The sequence below is a fragment of the Pseudomonas corni genome, assembly GCF_057128765.1.
Window position 1 is genome coordinate 18040 of sequence record NZ_JBSKHW010000009.1, and the last position, 15023, is coordinate 33062.

Below are 15023 nucleotides of genomic sequence, written 5' to 3' on the forward strand. Positions count from 1 at the left end.
GTGCAATTCAGCCCTTGGGCCAACCACCGCCCAGCGCCCGATACAGTTGCACGCGATCGAGCGCAGCTTGCGTTGCGCTGTCGACCAGATCACTTTGCGTAGCCAGCAATGCCCGCTGCACGCCCAGTACGTTGATGAAGTCCACGGCGCCCTGGCTGTAGCGATCCCGCGCGGTGCTCAGGGCGATGGTGTTTTGGCGCACGGCCTCGTCCAGCGCGGTGTAGTGCTGTTTTTCGGCCGCGTAGTCGGTCATCGCATTGTCGACTTCATGCCAGGCGCCCAGCACGGTCCGCTGATAATTGATCGCCGCTTCCTGCTCCTGGCGCTTGCGCAGTTCCAGAGTGCCGGTCAAACGGCCACCCTGGAATATAGGCAGATAAAAGCTTGGGCCGTAGGACCACGCGCGAGAATTCCAGTTACCGAAATTGGAACCGTCCAGAGCTTGCGATCCGATACTCGCGCCCAGGCTGATACGTGGGTAGAAATCGGCCTGTGCTACACCGATGGCGGCGGTCGCGCGGTGCAGCGCGGCCTCGCTTTGTTGAATGTCCGGGCGGCGCTGGGCCAGCTCCGAAGGCAGGCCGACCGGGACGTCAGGCGCCGGGTTCGGAATGGCTTTGGGTTCGATCAGTTCTGCATGCAGGGCACGAGGCGCCTCGCCTAGCAAGAAACTCAGGGCGTTGATCAAGCGCTCCTGCTGCGCGCCCAGCACGGGCAGCACAGCTTCAATGGTTGCCACCTGCGCCGCCGAGTTGGCCGTGTCGAGGTTGGTGGTGACGCCATTGTCAAAACGGGTCTTGGTCAACTGATAACTCTGCCGGGCGATTTCCAGGTTTTGCCGAGCGACTGCCAGCTTCGCCTGTACACCGCGCAAACGAATGTAGTCCGATGCTGTTTCGGCGCTGATGCTTAGCAGCACACCGTCACGTTGCGCACGGGTCAGCTCGACGTCGGCGTCAGCGGCCTCGACACTGCGGCGTACATGGCCCCAGAGGTCGACTTCCCAACTGGCATCGACGGCGCTGCTCCACAATTCGAATGGCGCATTGCCCTCAAGGTTGGACTCATCGAGGATGCCAACCGAACTGTTGCGCGCACGTTTGTAAGCGCCATTGGCACTGATGCCGGGCAACTGCTCACTGCCGGTGACCTGACGCATCAGCCTGCTTTGCTCAAGGCTGTTGCTGGCCGTGCGCACGTCAAGGTTGGCTTCTGCTGCGCGCCCTACCAGTGCCGTCAGCTGTGCGTCTCCCAACTGCTGCCACCACTGGCTGTCGATTTTGCCTGCCAGGGTCGCGCCTGGTTGCACAGCGCCTTGCCAGGTCGCGGGGAGATCAGGGCGCGGCGCCTGAAAGTCCGGGCCGACAGAGCATGCGCCCAAGGCGGCCATGGCCATGAACAATAGAGTGCGCTTCATCTCAATGCCCCTTGGTGGTATCGATGGTCGCGACCACCGACATGCCAATGCGCAATAGATCAAGGTCGGTCTGATCCTGCTCGAAGATGATTTTCACCGGGATTCGCTGCACGACTTTGGTGAAGTTACCGGTTGCGTTATCCGGGGCAATCTCGGAGAAGGACACGCCAGTGGCTGGCGCGACGCTTTCGATGTGTCCTTTGAAACTGTGATCCGGAATGCTGTCGACATGCAGCTCTACTTCCTGGTGCGGCACCATATGCGCCAGTTGGGTTTCACGGAAGTTGGCCACCACAAATGCCTGGTGCAGTGGTACCACGGCCATCAGCGGTTGCCCTTGCGAGACATAGGCACCGACGCGCACTGAACGCTGACCGACCATGCCATCCTGCGGTGCAGTGATTTTGGTGTAGGAAACGTTCAGGTCAGCCTGATTCAACGCCGCCTGATCCTTGGACAATTCTGCTTTGGCCACTTCTAGCTGCGCCTTGAGCACGTCCAGGGTTTTGGTCGCGGCAACCCGGGAGGCTTCATCGCGGTCGCGGGAGGCTTGCCAGCCCTGCAAATCGGCCTCGGCTTTCTGGTGTTCCTGCTGGGTGCCCGCGCCGGCGTTTGACAGGTTCAGGTAGCGCTGTTCGTTGGACTGCGCAAACTTCAGGGAGGCGGCCGTGGCGCGAGTGGTTGCCGCCGTCTGCTCGATAACCGCTGCCTGGCGTTCGATGCTCGCCTGCAGATTCAACAGCTGTGCCTTGGCCGCCGACACGGTGGCAGCGGCGGATGCCTGAGCGACTACAAAATCCCGATCATCGAGTTCTGCCAGTGCTTGACCGGCCTTGACTGATTGGTTGTCCTCCACCAGCACTTTAGTGATCTGCCCTGGCAGGCGTGCGGAAATCAGCACTGAGTCGGCCCTGACATAAGCGTCATCAGTGCTTTGAATAGCGCTGGTCGAGAGGATTCGATAGCCGGTGTAGACGGCGCAGATAACGACAGCCGTGCATACCAGGCTGATGGCGGTTCTATGTTGTTTCATGGCGATACCGGAGGTTGCGGTGGATAGGCGCGTTTGGGCACGGTCAGTAGAACGATAAGCAGAACGGCGATAACGCCCAGCAGCGCCAGGTAGGCGTCGCTGAAGCTCAGCACGAAGGCTTGTCGCTGAACGCGTTCCGAAACGGACGCGAGGGTTTGATTCTGGAACAGCGGGCTGAGGGCCTGATGACCTGCGCCCAGGCTGTCGAGCAGGGTGTTGGAGTGCAGATGCTCGCGATGAGTAATCAGGTTTTCCAGCGCTGAAGCGCCGACCACTGAAAACAGCCCGCGCATGGTGTTGACCATCGAGGAGGCAAACGGCCCCTCCATGGGCGCGATGACACCAGTGGCGTTCATCAGCAGCGGTACCACGATCATCGGCTGGGCAAACGCATGAAGGATCTGCAGTGCGTAGAAGTCTTCGCGAACCCACCCGCTGGTCAGCATCGATCCGCCGACGCAGGCGATGGCCATCAACGCTAATCCGGCGCCGATGACGTAGCGCGAATCCACCCAGTTACGATTGATCACAAACGCCACCAACGGCGCCAGGACCAGTTGGGGGACGGCAATCATCAACGCTGTTGGCATGGTTTGCAGATACCGATAACCCTGGATTTCTGTCAGGTAAGCGGAGGGGATGGCACCGCCGGCCAGTGACAGCACCAGGAACAGGCAGAGGGTGACGATGCCGTAGGCGAAATTGCGCCGTTCCAGCAACTGCAATTTGAACAAGGGGAGCGGGTGGAACCATTCGTTGAGCAAAAACAGCGGCAACGTGGTAACAGCGCCCAGCAACATGAAGGCAATCAGAGGAGAGTTGAGCCAGTCGAGGCGCTCGCCTTGGGTCAGGGCCACCACCAGCATCGAAATTCCGCTGACCCCAAGCAGTGCTCCGCGCCAGTCCGCCTGTTTGAAGCGCTCCAGGCGTAGCGGATCCTGCGGCAGGCCGTACGCGATAAACCCTGCACCGATCAGGCAGGACGGCACGATTTGCCAGAACACCATTCGCCAATCGCCGCCCTCGGTCCACAGTGCAGCCAGTGGCGTGGCGAGGTTCGGCCCGAAGGTTGCTGTCAGCGCGTAGGCCGACAGTCCATAGAGTTTGGCATGCCAGGGCAGGAAGCGCAGGGCAGCGGTCATTAGCAGCGGCGGCAAAGCGCCCCCCGCCAGACCTTGCAGCACGCGTAGGGTGACCAGGCTTTCGAAATTAGGTGCGAACGGGATGAGGATGCCGAACGCGGTGAAGGCGCACGTGACCACAATGGCGTAGCGGCGAATCGAGAAGGTCATCGCCAGCCAGGGCGACAACAGCATGGCGCTGACTTCGGCGGCGGCATAGGCGGTGCTGATCCACGTACCTTGGTCGTGACTCAGGCCGAAAATACCTAGAATATCCACCAGCACGGTTTCGGTGACCCGGTCGTTGATGCCGGAGGTCAGTGCGGCGAGCAGAACGCCGACCAGACCAATGGCCAAGCGCAAGCCAAAAGGTGCCGAAGCAGGGGGAGAAATGGGTGCTGACAATGGAGAATTCCTGTTGCTGCAAAAGATAGATAACCTGATATGCGGTACACTGTACCAACTATCAATACTCTGGACAATGCCATGACGAGTGCTGAATCTGATCGAAGCGGCGTCGGGGTCATCGCCCGCGCGGCAGCGATCCTGCGAACACTGGAGGACGAACCCACGGGTTTGAGCCTCGGAGCCATCGCTAAAAAGAGTGGATTACCGCGTTCTACCGTTCAGCGGATGGTCGACGCGCTGGCTCAGGAAGAGCTTTTGGAAGTCCACGGGCCGGGCGGCGTTTGCCTGGGCCCTGCGTTAATGCGTCTGGCGTCACATAGCCATATCGACATCACGCAAAAAGCCCGGCCGTACCTGGAGGAGTTATCGCGAGTCACCGGTGAGACGGCGGTATTGATCGGGGCGAGCGGGGCCGAGGTCCTGATCCTGCACTCGGTGGTGTCGCCGAATGCGTTACGGGTCGCCCCGGTGGCGGGTAATTTTCTGAGCATCTATGCCACGGCGGGGGGCAAGATCCTGCTCTCGACGATGCGTGAAGAGGCGATGTTGACCATGCTCGGCAGCGAGCTCGAACGCCTGACGCCCAAGACGCCGACGCTTGCGCAGTTGCTGGTCCAGCTTGAACAGATCAGACAGGACGGATTCGCCTTCGACTTCGACGAGCACACCTTGGGCGTCGGCGCGATTGCCGTCGGGCTGCAGACACCCCAGGGCCAGTACGCGATTGATGTGGTGGGGCCGGTATGGCGAATGGAAGAGTCGATCGACAGCATCAAGGCCGCGCTGACCACCTGCCAGCGAGACCTGACTGACGCCATGCGCAGCATTGTCTGAAGGCGGCGCAGCTCACTTGGCAGGCGATAACGGGAAGGCGTTATTTCTTCAGCGCCTTGGCCTCTGCGGCCAGGCACTCAAGGGCGAACTGTTCGGTGTACGTCATCTGGATGGGCGTGGTTTCGCCCTTGACGGTCCTTTCGCCTTCGAGAATGTAGCGGATGCGTTTGTCGGTGACGCCGATACGTTTGGCAATCCAAGAAGGCGTCTGGCCAATGCGCGAAATCAGCTTGTCGGCGTATTCGGTGGAAGGGTTGTAGAACTCTGCGTTGGGTGTCATGTGGCGTCCGGATTCAGGTGAGTCGTGATGCGTTAGGGGCTTGTGCGGACACGGTGCGCCAAATATCCGATTGTGTCGCGATCTCAATGGTTCTGCGCAAAAGGGAGGGACCGTCGCGCAGTGATCGTGGCAGTTTCCGGCTGCCGGAATCAAGCCTGCTGCATCAAGCCTGCTGCATCAAGACCCACTGCCCTCGGCAACGTAGGGCGACACCATCTTTCGAGGATCGACGATACGGTCAAATTGCGCTTCGTCTACAAACCCCAGTTGCAGCGCCGCAGCCTTGAGCGTCAGGTCGTTGTCCATGGCGTGATGGGCGATCTGCGACGCCTTGTCGTAGCCGATCACCGGCGCCAGGGCCGTGACCAGCATCAGCGATCGTTCGACGCTCTGCTGGATTTTCTTCAGATTGGGCTCGGTGCCCTCAATCAGAAACCGCCTGAAGTTAACGCAGCCATCGGTCATCAAGGTGATCGAGTGGGTGACGTTGAAGATGATCAGGGGCTTGTAGACGTTCATTTCCAGATACCCGCCAGCGCCACCGAAACCCACCGCGACATCGTTGGCCATGACCTGTACCGCCAGCATGGTCAGTGCCTCGCACTGCGTCGGATTGACCTTGCCCGGCATGATGGATGAGCCCGGTTCGTTTTCCGGGATGATCAGCTCGGCAAAGCCTGCCCGTGGGCCGCAGGCCATCAGGCGGATGTCGTTGGCGATCTTGTACAGCGAAACCGCTAGCGTGCGCAGCGTACCCGAGAGCTGCACCAGTGCGTCGTGGGCGCCCTGAACGGCGAACTTGTTGGGCGCGGTGATGAAGGGCAGGCCGGTCAACTGCGCGATATTGGCCGCCGCCGTTTCAGCGAAACCGGGGGCCGAGTTGATCCCCGTGCCGACGGCCGTGCCCCCCAGCGCCAGCTGATAAACGCCCTTGAGCGCGTAATCGATGCGCTCCAGATCATCCGACAGCATGCCAGCGTAGCCCGACCACTCCTGGCCGAGGGTCAGCGGCGTGGCGTCCTGCATGTGTGTGCGACCAATCTTGACGATGTCTTTCCAGGCCCTTGCCTTGGCACCGATCGCATCACGCAGGGCCGTGACGGCGGGCATCAGGCGCTCACTCACGTTAACCGCCGCTGCTATGCACATCGCCGAAGGGAAGCTGTCGTTGGACGACTGCGCCATGTTCACATGATCGTTGGGATGCACCGGCGCCTTGCTGCCCAGTTCCGTGCCCGCCAGTTGGCAGCAACGGTTGGAAATCACCTCATTGACGTTCATGTTGAATTGAGTGCCGCTGCCGGTCATCCAGACGTGCAGCGGAAACATGTCCCGGTGCTCACCGGCAAGTATCTCGTCGCAGACCTGAACGATGAGTTGGCAGGGCTCTTCGTCCAGGCGTTTGCCAGTGTGGTTGGCCAGCGCTGCGGCTTTTTTGAGGGTCGCGTAGGCGGTGATCATTTCTCGCGGCATCAGGTCGCTACCGATGCTGAAGTGCTCCAGCGACCGTTGCGTCTGCGCACCCCAGAGCTTATCGGCCGGCACACTGACCGGCCCCAGGCTGTCATGTTCGATACGAACGTCTGTCATCTTCGTCTCCTGTTAGGTAAGCGTCTTTCAGGGCGTCCTGCATCGGGCTCAGACGTTTTCCAGCTTGAGCACTTGCGCCGTCTCGGCCCGCGTTGCGCGGCAGGCTTCGGCGTCGTGCTTGAGGTCAATTCCATAGGTGGGGAAAAGCACCTTGAGCCTGGACATCCAGCTTTCGTCCGTCAGCTGGGCGGCGAAGCATTTGTGCAGCACTTCAACCGCGATGTAGGCGGCGGTGGATGCGCCGGGGGAGGCGCCGAGCAACGCAACGATGGAGTTGTCTTGGGCGCCGATCAATTCGGTGCCGAACTCCAGCACGCCGGTGCGCTCCTTGTCCGGCCGGATGATCTGCACCCGTTGTCCGGCGACGGCCTCCCGCCATTGGTGGCGCTGGGCGGTGGGGAAAAACTCACGCAGCATCGCGAACTGGCTGGCTGAAGTCTGCAACACCTGGCCGATCAGGTATTCGCTCAGTTGCCAGTCGTCTCGCGCCACCGCCAGCAGAGGCAGCACGTTGCCGGGCTTGATCGAGGCAAACAGATCGGTCAGCGACCCATGTTTGAGAAACTTGCTGGAGAATCCCGCATACGGCCCGAACAACAGCGAGCGTTTGCCATCGATAATCCGGGTGTCGAGATGGGGCACTGACATGGGCGGTGAACCGTGCGCCGCCTTGCCGTAGACCTTGGCCTGATGCCGGGCGCTGACCTCTTCGGCGTCGCAGCGCAGCCAGATACCGCTGACGGGAAATCCGCCATAGCCATGACCCTCCGGGATGCCCGATTTTTGCAGCAAAGTAATCGAAGCGCCGCCCGCACCGATAAACACGAATTTCGCTGAAATGCTCTGTTTGCTGTGGACCAGGGTGTCCTCGATAGTGACCCTCCAGCGGCCGTCTGCCTCGCGCACCAGATCGGTGACGTGGTGTTTGTAATGCACGGAAAACCCTGGCTGGGCTTTCAATTGATCAACCAGCAAATGGGTCAGTGCGCCGTAATCGACATCCGTTCCGGTGACGATACGGGTGGCGGCCACCGGCTGGTCGGCAGGGCGACCTTCCATGATCAGCGGTGCCCAATTGGCGATGACTTCGCGGTCCTCGCTGTACTCCATGCCGCGATAGCAATGGTGCGCAGACATGGCCTTGAAGCGGGCGCGCAGGAACTCGACGTTCTCCTGGCCCCAGACGGCGCTCATGTGCGGGCAGGGGTGAATGAAGGCGCGCGGGTCCGGAATCGCACCTTTGCCGACCAGAAACGACCACAGTTGCCGGGACAGATCGAATTCAGTATTGACCTCAAGGGCCTTGGTGATATCGATGCTGCCATCGGGCAATTGCGGGGTGTAGTTCATCTCGCAATTGGCCGCATGGCCGGTCCCGGCGTTGTTCCAGGCCTGAGAGCTTTCCATGGCGCAATCCTCGAGGGTTTCGCACATGGCCATGCTCAGCGAGGGGTCGAGTTCCTTGAGCACAGTGCCCAGGGTGGCGCTCATGATGCCGGCACCGATCAGCAGGACATCGGTTCGTTCAGGCATTACGGTCATGTTCATGACTCCCTTCTGGTGGGCGGGGTGATGTTGCTGACACGTTAGGCAAGCCGCTGCCAGGGCGATTGAACAGCTGTGCTATTTGGGTCGAGGGGTTGCGGGGCGGATCGCTAGTGGGTGAAAAGCGTCACCAGCACGGCAATCGTTGCGACCGAAAGCACCGTTGAGATCAGGATGCTGCCGGCAGTGGTGCTGGCGTCACGGCCATACATGTTGGCGAGCATGTAGGGGCCGGTGCCGGTGGGCAGCGCCGCGACGACCACGGCGATGGCAGTCACGGCGGGCGTCAGGTTAAACACGAACGTCGCGGCCGCCCAGGTGATCGCGGGTTGGCCGACCAGCTTCAGGCCCACCAGACTGGACAGCTTTGGCCAGTGAAATTGGCCTTTGGCGCCGGCGATGAACGCCCCCAGAGATACCAGCGCGCAAGGACTGGCAGCGCTGGCGAGCAAGGTCAGAAAGCGGTTGGGGCCTTGAGGCAATGGCGGCGCGACCACCGCATAGATCAGCCCCAGCGCCGGGGCCAGCAGCATCGGGTTTTTCGCCAGGGAAATACCGACCTTTTTTGCGATGCCCCAGAGGCTCGCGCGGGGCTGCAAGCCTACTTCCACCAGCAGCACCGCAACGCCGAACAGCACGCTGACGGTGGTGAGGGACGCAATGGTCACGAGGGGCAAGCTGTCCGGGCCGAACGCGGCCACGCACAGCGGAAAGCCGATAAAACCGACGTTGGCGTAACCACCGTTGAGCCCGTCCAGGCTGGCATCGGCCAGATGAGCGGACTGGCGATGCCGAACATACACAGTTACCCCGAAGGTGATCGCGCAGCCCAAGGCAAACGCGGCAGTGAATCCGGGATGGTCAAGGTCATGCCATTTGGCAGTGGCCATGATTTGAAAGAGCAAGGCCGGCATGCCCAGATACACGACAAACCGGTTCAGCTCGGAGGCGGCAGTCGGCCCTAGAAACTCATAGTGCCGGGCAGCCCAGCCCGCGCCCACCAATGCAAAGATCGGCAGTACCACAGAAAACAGAACATTCATGAGCGCAGGCCCTGGCGGTAAATCATTGAAAGGCTCTTTGCTTCAAGAGCCGTTGGCGGGGAGGATCAGCCTTTCCAGGGCTCCAGGAACTTCATCAGCAGCCTGTTGACCTCTTCAGGCTGTTCTTCCTGAGGCAGGTGGCCGCATTGTTCGATGGCGTGGGTTTCCAGGTCGTCGGCCATCTCGGCCCAGACTTTGGGCATGTCGAACAGCTTGCCGACGGACAGGAAATCAGCGCCCCACAACGACATGGTCGGCACCGAAATCTTGACGTCACCGTCTTCCAGATCCTGGGCGACATCGGTGGCGTTGGCGCGGTAGTCGGACATCGCGCCGCGCACAGCGCCGGGTGCCTGATAGGCCTTGACGTACGTGTCGAAGGCTTCACCGGTAATCGCCTGCGGGTCGTGGCACCAGTCGGAGAAGAAATGCCGCAGCCAGATGTGCTCGCGGCCGGCAATCAACGCTTCCGGCAGGTCCGGCACCAGATGGAACAGGAAGAACCAGTAGGCTTTGGCGATCTTGGCGTCCAGGTCACGGGCGACGATGCGCGTAGGGACGTTATCCATCACCACCAACCGATCCAGCAAGTCCGGGAAGTCCTTGGAAAACCGCGTCGCCACCCGTGCGCCACGGTCGTGGCCGACCAGCGCAATCTTGGGAATGTCCAGTTCGCGCATCAGCTCTCGAATGTCCAGCGCCATGTTGCGTTTGTCATAACCGCTGGCCGGTTTGTCGGTCTCGCCATAGCCGCGCAGGTCCGGAACGATGACCCGGTAGCGCTCGGCGAGCACCGGGATCTGGAACCGCCAGGCATAACCGGTTTCCGGGAAGCCGTGGAGCAGGATTACCGGTGGGCCTTCGCCCGCCTCGACAATGTGTTGGCGGATGCCATTGGCGTTGATCGAATAGCTTTTCAACTTGGTCATAGAGACTCCTGAGGGGGATGTGCTGCTGTGATTTGAATTCAACGGTCAGTGATCGAATCTGGCCTCCATGGCACCGGCGTGCACCGTCATGCCTTGGCCACGCTGATCGTCTGCGGACAGGGTTTTACGAATCTGCCTGACCTCTTGTGCCGAGACGCTGGTGCCGCTGTTGCCCCACGACTGACGAATGAAGCTCGCCACGGCGGCTACTTCGTCGTCCGTCAGACGCCACCCAAAAGCCGGCATGCTGTAGGCGGTCGGTGCCGTTTGTGTGGCTTGCACGGTGTTGCCGGTCAGGATGATCTGGATGACCGAGTCAGGCGCGGAGTCGTTCAGCACGCTGTTTTGAGCCAACCCCGGAAAGGTCTTCGGATAGCCATTGCCTGTACTGCGGTGACACGCCATGCAGTTGTCGGCGTAGACCTGCGCGCCAGGACTGTCCAGTTCCAGGTTGTGCAGCTTGCGTGCGGTACTGCCGTCATCCTGTGTCGCGAAAGCCTGATCAGGGTGTTTCGGCGTCAGGCTTTTCAGGTAGCGGGCGATGGCGGTCAAGTCGTCATCGGACATGTATTGCATGCTGTGGCCGACTACCTCGCTCATGCCGCCGAACGCTGCGGTATGGTCGTTGCGCCCGGTTTTCAGGAATTCGACGATGTCCTGTTCCTGCCAGCGGCCCAGACCTGTGACCCGGCTGCCGCGAAGGTCCTTGGGCACCCAGCCTTCGATAGGCGCACCGCCGGAAAGAAACAACGCATCGCTCTGGTTGCTCAGGGCTTTCTCCTGCAAGGTCAGCGCGCGCGGCGTGTGGCAACTGCCACAATGCCCGAGACCTTCGACCAGATACGCGCCCCGGCTGATGACCGGATCGGCCTGTGTGGTGGCGCTGCCCTGGACCGGTGCCGGTGCGAACAGCCAACGCCAGGACGCCAGCGGGAAACGCATCGACAGCGGCCAGGGGATGTCGCTGTCCTTGTTGGGCTGATCCACTGCCGGAACGCCTTTCATGAAATAGGCATACAGCGCTTTCATGTCTTCTTCGGTGACTTTGGCGTAGGACGGGTAGGGCATGGCGGGGTACAGCGTGGCGCCGTCCTGGCGCACGCCTTTGCGCACCGCGTCATCGAACTGCTTGAACGAATACCCACCGATACCGGTGGTAGGGTCCGGCGTGATGTTGGTGGAGTAGACCGTGCCGATAGGCGTGCCCAGTGGCAATCCACCGGTGAATGCCTGTCCGCCTTTGGCGGTATGACAGGCGACGCAGTCACCGGCCCGTGCGATGTATGCCCCGCGAGCGATCAGGGTCTCGTCTTCGCTGGCGGCCCAGGCCGACACCGTGGCGCCCATGCACAGCGCAAGGAGCAAAGTGTTGCCCATCGCGCGCTTCATGCCTGCACCATCGGGCCGGGGTTGGCCAGGTAGCGTTTCTTGATGTGATCCACCGACCAATAGGTGAGGGCAGCGACCAGGCCGGTGGGGTTATACCCCAGGTTCTGCGGAAAAGCGCAGGCCCCCATGACGAACAGGTTGTGCACATCCCAGCTTTGCAGGTAGCGGTTCACCACGCTGTTGCTTGGGTTGTCACCCATGATCGCGCCGCCGGTGGTGTGAGTGCTCTGGTAGGCGCGGGTGTCGAAGTGACTGCCGGACTGACGCAGGTTGACTTGCACCTCGCCGCCCACGGCCTTGCCGATTTTCGTCGCGCCGTCGATGGCGTGCTTGATCATCGCAAACTCGTTTTCATGCCAGTCGAAGGTCATGCGCAGCAGCGGCTGCCCGTGGGCGTCTTTGTAGGTCGGGTCCAGGCTCAAGTAGGTGTCGCGGTACGACATCACCGAACCCTGGGCATAGATCGGCAGCGTTTGCTGATAATCCTCCTGCACGCTGGCCTTCCAGCCCTTGCCCCAATTGGGCCCGTCTTTGAGGGCTTTGCTTTGCTGGATCGGCCGACCGCCCGTGCGCAGGTGATACACGCTGGCGCCGCCGATGAAACCCAGTGGCCCGTGATCGAAATTATCGCCGTTGTAATCATCCAGCGCCGAGCCTGCGGCTCCCGTGCCGATATAAGGATTGAGCTGCGTGCCTTTGGGCATCAGCACATTCACGCTGCTGTTCATGTGGTACGCGTAGTTTTTGCCGACTACGCCTTCGCCAGACACCGGGTCATAGGGTCGGCCAATATTGGAGAGCAAGAGCAAGCGCACGTTGTGCATCTGGAACGCGCACAGGAGCACCATCTTCGCGGGCTGGAATACTTCCTGGCCCTGGGGATCTATATAGGTGACGCCGGTCGCCAGTTTGCCGCTGGAATCGGTGTTGACCTTCAACACATGGGAGCGGCTTTTGAGGGTGAAGTTTTTCTTCTGACGCAGTGCTGGCAGGATCGAAGTCTGCGGCGAGGCCTTGGAGTACATGTAGCAGCCGTAGCCTTCACAAAAACCACAGAAATTACACGGGCCCAGGCGCACGCCGTATCGGTTGGTGTAGGGCGAGGAAGCATTGGCGGCGGGCACCGGAAAAGCTTTCATGCCCAGCTCGGCGGCGGCCTTGGAAAATACCTGAGCGCCATAGATCGATTGCAGCGGCGGCAGCGGATAACCGGCACTGCGCGGCGCTTCCCAGCGATTGCCGCCGGTCAGTATCTGGCCGTTGATATTCCCCGCCTCGCCGGACACGGCGGCGACATCTTCCCACTGCGCAAAATAGGGCTCCAGCTCTTGGTAGCTGACGGGGTAATCCTGAATCGTCATCTCTTTGGCGATGAATTTTTCGCCGTAGCGCTCCTGGTAATGACTGCGGATTCGCAAGTCCTGGGTGAATGCTCGCCATGACATGCCGTTCCAGTGAAAGCCCGCGCCGCCGACGCCATTGCCCAGCAGAAAGGCCCCGTGTTGCCGGTAGGGCACGGCGGTCTGATTGGCCGAGTGGCGAATGGTCACGGTTTCCTTGGACAAATCCTGCAGCAGCTTGCCCCTCACGCTGTAGGCCAGCTCGTCGATTACGTTGGGGTAGTTGGCCGTCTGGGGCGTGTCTTGCATGTCGCCACGTTCGAGGGCGATGATTTCCAGCCCTTCGTTGGCCAGCTCCATCGCCATGATTGCGCCGGTCCATCCGAAGCCGACGATGACCACGTCTACAGCAGGTTTTTCTAAGGCCATGGGTTCAGCTCCTGCGCCCGTCGATGGACACTGAGCCCAGGGGGTAGCGCTCATTGGGGTGGTCGATCCAGTCCATGAAGTCCGCCCGCGCACCGGGGAATCCGATCATTTTCCAGCCCGCCATTTTCTTGTTGCCGCCGTAGATCGGGTCGGCGAAATAGCCTTCCTTGGTGTTCTTCAGCAGTTGGGTAAAAAACAGATTGGCGCTCATGTCTTCCATCGCGATGCCGCCCGCTTCGAGTTGGCGCAGCACCTTGATTTGACTGTCGCTGTCCAGCTCGGCAAACGGTTTGCCGAAGGCTTTTTGGCACGCCTTGTCACACGCCTTGATCCCGGACCGATAAATGTCTCGTGGCGTCAGACGTTGCTGATAACCGAACTCCGGCGCCACGTCCGGCACAAAGGGGCCTTGCATGTACCACAGCGCACCGTGGGCATAGGGCGTCTCCATTTGCCGGTCGATGAACTCCGGAATCCCGCACTCGATAGCGCCGGGGCCCAACTCGTCTTCAGGGACCAGTTGCGCGGTAGCAGCATTGATGAACGCCCATTCGGGCGCCGTGAAATAGCGGGGCGTAAACGCCGGGCCAGCGTCCGGCTGTGTCGCTTCCTTGCCGGTCGCTGTAGCCGAGAAGACGGACTGAGGGGCGAGGCTCATCACGGGAATGAGCGTGAGGCCCGCTTGCAGGAAAGAACGTCGAGACGGTTTCTGAGACATGGTGGCTCCGGCAACAAAGGCTGCATCACGGTGGTAGGTCTGCTGCAGTGTTCAGTCTTGCCAGGCAAGAACCTGCTGGTGCTGATTGCCCAGTCCTTCAATGCCCAGGGTGATGACGTCGCCGGGTTTGAGAAACACCGAAGGTTTCTGGCCCAGGCCAACCCCGGCGGGGGTGCCGGTTGCAATCACATCGCCGGCTTCAAGCTGATAGAACTGCGAGACGTAACTGACGATCTGCGGCACGTCGAACACCAGGTTGTGGGTGTTGCCGTTCTGATAGCGATGACCGTTCACTTCCAGCCAGATCGAGCGTTCACCGATGTCGGGTACTTCGTCGGCAGTGACCAGCCATGGGCCGATGGGCGCAAATCCTGGAAAGCTCTTGCCCTTGGTCCACTGGCCGCCGCGATCCATCTGATAGGAGCGTTCACTCAGGTCGTTGACCACGCAAAACCCGGCAACATGCTCCAGAGCGTTGGCAGGCTCGATATACAGACCACCACGCCCGATGACGATGCCCAGCTCGACTTCCCAATCGCCCTTTTCGGCGTTGCGCGGCAGCATCACCGGATCGTTGGCGCCGGTGGGGCGGGCGCCCTTGAGGAAGATGGTAGGTTCGGCGGGTAACGGCAGACCCACCTCAGCGGCATGGTCGGTGTAGTTGAGGCCGATGCAGATGACTTTACCGATCGTACTCACCGGCGGGCCGAGCCGGACATCCTGATTTTCCAGTAGCGGCAGCGTCTGGACATCGATATCCGCCAGACTGGCCAGGCCAGAAGCCGACAACGTTCCAGGGGCGATGTCGTCGATGTGGCCGCTCAGATCACGCAGACGTCCCTCGCTGTCCACCATGCCTGGGCGCTCCTGGCCTTGGGTTCCATATCGGACAAGTTTCATGATTTTTACCTTCTCAATGCAGGTCAAGTAGCAGCGGTTAACTGCCG

At 60.9% G+C, this 15023-nt stretch carries 13 protein-coding genes; 1 reads left to right on the plus strand and 12 read right to left on the minus strand.

Annotation, left to right across the window (positions count from 1 at the left end; translation table 11 throughout):
- Positions 1-7: 7 nt before the first annotated feature.
- Genes ACWKV9_RS15110 through ACWKV9_RS15120 form a run of 3 tightly spaced genes read right to left on the minus strand, consistent with a single transcriptional unit; the run spans position 8 to position 3976 of the window.
- Entirely contained in the window at positions 8-1417 is a 1410-nt protein-coding gene (locus ACWKV9_RS15110; protein ID WP_483836927.1) for an efflux transporter outer membrane subunit, read from the minus strand.
- A gap of 1 nt (position 1418) precedes the next feature.
- Positions 1419-2450: an HlyD family secretion protein gene (locus ACWKV9_RS15115; protein ID WP_483836928.1), complete on the minus strand. Its 1032-nt coding sequence runs from the start codon at positions 2448-2450 to the stop codon at positions 1419-1421.
- On the minus strand, positions 2447-3976 hold the full coding sequence (locus ACWKV9_RS15120; RefSeq protein WP_483836929.1) for an MFS transporter: 1530 nt from the start codon (positions 3974-3976) through the stop codon (positions 2447-2449). The genes ACWKV9_RS15115 and ACWKV9_RS15120 overlap by 4 nt, the downstream gene beginning before the upstream one ends.
- Before the next feature lie 81 nt (positions 3977-4057).
- Here ACWKV9_RS15120 and ACWKV9_RS15125 point away from each other — a divergent pair, with 81 nt between their 5' ends.
- Complete coding sequence (locus ACWKV9_RS15125; protein WP_483836930.1) at positions 4058-4813, plus strand: IclR family transcriptional regulator; 756 nt, start codon at positions 4058-4060, stop codon at positions 4811-4813.
- Positions 4814-4853: 40 nt separating this feature from the next.
- Here the strand turns inward: ACWKV9_RS15125 and ACWKV9_RS15130 are convergent, their stop codons facing one another.
- From ACWKV9_RS15130 to ACWKV9_RS15170, 9 genes are all read right to left on the minus strand, one after another.
- Positions 4854-5093 carry a hypothetical protein gene (locus ACWKV9_RS15130; RefSeq protein WP_483836931.1) on the minus strand — a complete coding sequence of 80 codons (240 nt, stop codon included), beginning with the start codon at positions 5091-5093 and terminating at the stop codon, positions 4854-4856.
- Positions 5094-5270: 177 nt separating this feature from the next.
- Complete coding sequence (gene fumC, locus ACWKV9_RS15135) at positions 5271-6683, minus strand: class II fumarate hydratase (RefSeq protein WP_483836932.1); 1413 nt, start codon at positions 6681-6683, stop codon at positions 5271-5273.
- A 48-nt stretch (positions 6684-6731) separates the two neighbouring features.
- Positions 6732-8231: a malate dehydrogenase (quinone) gene (gene mqo, locus ACWKV9_RS15140; RefSeq protein WP_483836933.1), complete on the minus strand. Its 1500-nt coding sequence runs from the start codon at positions 8229-8231 to the stop codon at positions 6732-6734.
- Positions 8232-8338: 107 nt separating this feature from the next.
- Entirely contained in the window at positions 8339-9271 is a 933-nt protein-coding gene (locus ACWKV9_RS15145) for an AEC family transporter (RefSeq protein WP_483836934.1), read from the minus strand.
- 65 nt (positions 9272-9336) lie between these two features.
- Complete coding sequence (locus tag ACWKV9_RS15150) at positions 9337-10200, minus strand: alpha/beta fold hydrolase (RefSeq protein ID WP_483836935.1); 864 nt, start codon at positions 10198-10200, stop codon at positions 9337-9339.
- A gap of 45 nt (positions 10201-10245) precedes the next feature.
- The gene (locus ACWKV9_RS15155) at positions 10246-11577 is read right to left on the minus strand and encodes a c-type cytochrome (RefSeq protein ID WP_483837112.1); all 1332 of its coding nucleotides are present in this window, start codon (positions 11575-11577) and stop codon (positions 10246-10248) included.
- Positions 11578-11585: 8 nt separating this feature from the next.
- Complete coding sequence (locus tag ACWKV9_RS15160) at positions 11586-13358, minus strand: GMC family oxidoreductase (RefSeq protein ID WP_483836936.1); 1773 nt, start codon at positions 13356-13358, stop codon at positions 11586-11588.
- 4 nt (positions 13359-13362) lie between these two features.
- The gene (locus ACWKV9_RS15165; RefSeq protein ID WP_483836937.1) at positions 13363-14076 is read right to left on the minus strand and encodes a gluconate 2-dehydrogenase subunit 3 family protein; all 714 of its coding nucleotides are present in this window, start codon (positions 14074-14076) and stop codon (positions 13363-13365) included.
- A gap of 51 nt (positions 14077-14127) precedes the next feature.
- Entirely contained in the window at positions 14128-14976 is an 849-nt protein-coding gene (locus ACWKV9_RS15170) for a fumarylacetoacetate hydrolase family protein (protein ID WP_483836938.1), read from the minus strand.
- Positions 14977-15023 lie beyond the last annotated feature (47 nt).

Bases quoted from the DNA above. Each gene is read 5' to 3' on its own strand.
- ACWKV9_RS15110 (WP_483836927.1), bottom strand. From the start codon at position 1,417: ATGAAGCGCACTCTATTGTTCATGGCCATGGCCGCCTTGGGCGCATGC.
- ACWKV9_RS15115 (WP_483836928.1), bottom strand. From the start codon at position 2,450: ATGAAACAACATAGAACCGCCATCAGCCTGGTATGCACGGCTGTCGTT.
- ACWKV9_RS15125 (WP_483836930.1), top strand. From the start codon at position 4,058: ATGACGAGTGCTGAATCTGATCGAAGCGGCGTCGGGGTCATCGCCCGC.
- ACWKV9_RS15130 (WP_483836931.1), bottom strand. From the start codon at position 5,093: ATGACACCCAACGCAGAGTTCTACAACCCTTCCACCGAATACGCCGAC.
- fumC (WP_483836932.1), bottom strand. From the start codon at position 6,683: ATGACAGACGTTCGTATCGAACATGACAGCCTGGGGCCGGTCAGTGTG.
- mqo (WP_483836933.1), bottom strand. From the start codon at position 8,231: ATGAACATGACCGTAATGCCTGAACGAACCGATGTCCTGCTGATCGGT.
- ACWKV9_RS15145 (WP_483836934.1), bottom strand. From the start codon at position 9,271: ATGAATGTTCTGTTTTCTGTGGTACTGCCGATCTTTGCATTGGTGGGC.
- ACWKV9_RS15150 (WP_483836935.1), bottom strand. From the start codon at position 10,200: ATGACCAAGTTGAAAAGCTATTCGATCAACGCCAATGGCATCCGCCAA.
- ACWKV9_RS15155 (WP_483837112.1), bottom strand. From the start codon at position 11,577: ATGGGCAACACTTTGCTCCTTGCGCTGTGCATGGGCGCCACGGTGTCG.
- ACWKV9_RS15160 (WP_483836936.1), bottom strand. From the start codon at position 13,358: ATGGCCTTAGAAAAACCTGCTGTAGACGTGGTCATCGTCGGCTTCGGA.
- ACWKV9_RS15165 (WP_483836937.1), bottom strand. From the start codon at position 14,076: ATGTCTCAGAAACCGTCTCGACGTTCTTTCCTGCAAGCGGGCCTCACG.
- ACWKV9_RS15170 (WP_483836938.1), bottom strand. From the start codon at position 14,976: ATGAAACTTGTCCGATATGGAACCCAAGGCCAGGAGCGCCCAGGCATG.